The sequence below is a fragment of the Bradyrhizobium sp. STM 3809 genome (genome assembly GCF_000239795.1).
Lineage (GTDB): Bacteria > Pseudomonadota > Alphaproteobacteria > Rhizobiales > Xanthobacteraceae > Bradyrhizobium.
On the sequence record NZ_CAFJ01000471.1, the window covers coordinates 1 to 2,902 of the forward strand.

A 2,902-nucleotide genomic window follows, 5' to 3' on the forward strand; every position below is an offset into this window, starting at 1 on the left:
CCTCGAACAGGCCGGCGGCGCCCATGCCGCCGCCGACGCACATGGTGACGACGGCGTATTTGGCCTTGCGGCGGCGGCCTTCGATCAGCGCGTGGCCGGTGAGGCGCGCGCCCGACATGCCGTAGGGATGGCCGACCGAAATCGCGCCGCCATTGACGTTGATCTTCTCCGGATCGATGCCGAGCTTGTCGCGGCAGTACAGCACCTGCACCGCGAAGGCCTCGTTGAGCTCCCACAGGCCGATGTCGTCGACGGTGAGGCCGTGGCGCTTCAGCAGGCGCGGCACCGCGAAGACCGGGCCGATGCCCATCTCATCCGGCTCGCAGCCATGCGAGACGAAGCCGCGGAAGATGCCGAGCGGCTGCAGGCCGCGCCTGGCGGCTTCCTTGTCGCTCATGATCACCGAGGCCGAGGCGCCGTCGGAGAGCTGGCTGGCATTGCCGGCCGTGATGGTGAAGCCGTCGCCGCGAACGGCCTTGAGGCCGGCGAGACCTTCGGCCGTCGTCTCCGGACGCGGGCCCTCGTCCTGCGACAGCGTGATGTCCTTGAACGAGACGTTCCCGGTGGCCTTGTCGGTGACCGCCATCTTGGTGGTGATCGGCGCCAGCTCCTCGTTGAACTTGCCGCCCTGCTGCGCGGCCGCGGTGCGGCGCTGGCTCTCCAGCGCATATTCGTCCTGCTTCTCGCGCGAGATGCCGTAGCGCTTGGCAACGACCTCGGCGGTGTCGATCATCGGCATGTAGACGTCGCCCTTGATCTCGAGCAGCGCCGCATCGGTGGCCTGGAAGCTGTTCATCTTGTCGTTCTGGACCAGCGAGATCGACTCGCCGCCGCCGCCGACCGCGATCTCGACGCCGTCGAAGATCACCGAGCGGGCCGCGAGCGCGATCGCCTGCAGGCCGGAGGCGCACTGGCGGTCGATGGTGGTGCCGCCGACCGACACCGGAAGACCGGCGCGCAGCAGCGCCTTGCGCGCGATGTTGCCGCCGGTCGAGCCCTGCTGCAGGGCCGCGCCCATCACGACGTCCTCGACCTCGGCCGGATCGATCTTGGCGCGCTTGACGGCCTCGCCGATGGCGTGGCCGAGCAGCGTCGCGCCACCGGTGGCGTTGAGCGCGCCGCGATAGGCCTTGCCGATCGGGGTGCGGGCGGTGGAAACGATGACGGCATCGGTCATGGGCGACCTCCTGTTGTTGTTACGACTGTTTGCTGTGAGATGTTGATGATTGCTGCTGGCGCAATTCGTGACGCGACAATTTGCCGACCGGCGTGCGCGGCAACTCGTCGACGAACGCGACCGCCGCCGGCAGCTCATGCTTGCCGAGCTTGCCGGTGAGGAAGTCACGCAGCTCCTCGACCGGGAACGGCGCGAAACCGTCGCGCAGCTTGATGAAGGCTTTCGCCGCCTCGCCGCGATAGGCATCGGGAATGCCGATGACGATCACTTCCTGCACCGACGGATGCGTATAGATCGCCTGCTCGATCATCTGCGGGTAGACGTTGAAGCCGCCGGAGATGATCATGTCCTTCTTGCGGTCGACCAGGAAGTAGAAGCCGTCGGCATCGACATAGCCGATGTCGCCGGTCAGGAAATGATCGCCGACGAAGGACTGCGCCGATTCCTCGGGTCTGTTCCAATAGCCCTTGGTGACGTTCGGTCCCTTGACGCGGATCTCGCCGACCTCGTTCACGCCGAGCACCTTCGAGGGGTCCTCGAGCGACACGACGTCCATCTCGATGCCGGGCAGCGCGATGCCGATCGAGCCCGGCTTGTCCGGCCCCTCCTTCGGGTGGCTGGTGCCCGGCGAGCAGGTCTCGGTCATGCCCCAGCCGCTCTTCAGCTTCATGCCGACGCGGCGCTCCAGGATGCGCGCGACCTCGACCGGCAGCGGCGCGCCGCCGGAGCCGACGCTGGTCAGCGACGACAGATCGCGCTTGTCGAGGTCCGGCAGGTTGGCGATCGCGATCCACATCGTCGGCACACCCGGGAAGTAAGTCGCGCGCTTCACCTCGATGTCGCGCATCACGGCTTCGACGTCGAAGCGCTGATGCAGCGACACCAGGCTGCCGATCCGCAGCGCGGTCAGCAGCACGACGGTGAGCGCGTAGATGTGGAACAGCGGCAGCACGCAGATGACGCGGTCGCCGCCGTCATGCTGGGTCCGGGTGGCGCGGCTCCAGATCTCGATGATCGACACCGCCGAGGTGAGATTGCCATGCGTCAGCATCGCGCCCTTGGGCAGGCCGGTGGTGCCGCCGGTGTATTGCAGCAGCGCGATATCGTCGACGGAGATCGCGGGCCATGCCGCCGGCGCGGCCGCGCCGTCGACGAAGGCGCGGTGTGTCGTGATCGCAGGATTGTCCGGCAGCGCCGTCTGCGGCGTGCCGACCTTGCCCCAATGATCATCCTCGCAAACGATCAGTCGGTCGAGCAGGCCCTTCGCCAAAAACTTCAGCGCCATCGGCAACAGCGCCGACAGGTTCGACGTTACCAGGATGCGCGCGCCGGAATCGCTGAGCTTGTGCGACAGCGCGATCTCGCCGTCGAGCGGCGACAGGTGCACGACGCGGGCGCCGGCCTTGAGCGCGCCGAAGAAATTGACCGGGTGGTCCGGCGTGTTGCCCAGGAATAGCGCGATTGAAGAGCCCTTGCCGTAGCCGGCGCGCAGGAACGCGGCGGCGGCCTGGTCGACGAGCGTTGCCAGCTCGTTGAAGCTGATCGGACGGTCGCGGAACTCCAGCGCATGGCGATCACCGAAATCGCTGACGGCCTTTGTCAGCAGATCCGGCAAGGTGCCGCGCGCGAGCGGCGCGTCCCAGCGGACGCCTTCGGGATAGAACTGTTCGCCGGGATGGGTCATGCAAACTCGACTTCCGTTGGCGTAAGGTAGCCCCGCTGCTT

2 protein-coding genes are annotated in these 2,902 nt (G+C 67.2%); both read right to left on the minus strand.

The features are described 5' to 3' along the window. A partial coding sequence (locus tag BRAS3809_RS21745) for an acetyl-CoA C-acyltransferase (RefSeq protein WP_035657522.1) occupies positions 1-1,177 on the minus strand: 1,177 nt, incomplete at its 3' end. A gap of 19 nt (positions 1,178-1,196) precedes the next feature. Continuing rightward, positions 1,197-2,861 (minus strand): dicarboxylate--CoA ligase PimA, encoded by a 1,665-nt coding sequence (gene pimA / locus BRAS3809_RS21750; protein WP_008964187.1) that lies wholly within the window; start codon positions 2,859-2,861, stop codon positions 1,197-1,199. Positions 2,862-2,902: the final 41 nt, after the last annotated feature.

Coding starts and splice junctions, on each gene's coding strand:
- pimA (WP_008964187.1), bottom strand. CDS start 2,861: ATGACCCATCCCGGCGAACAGTTCTATCCCGAAGGCGTCCGCTGGGAC.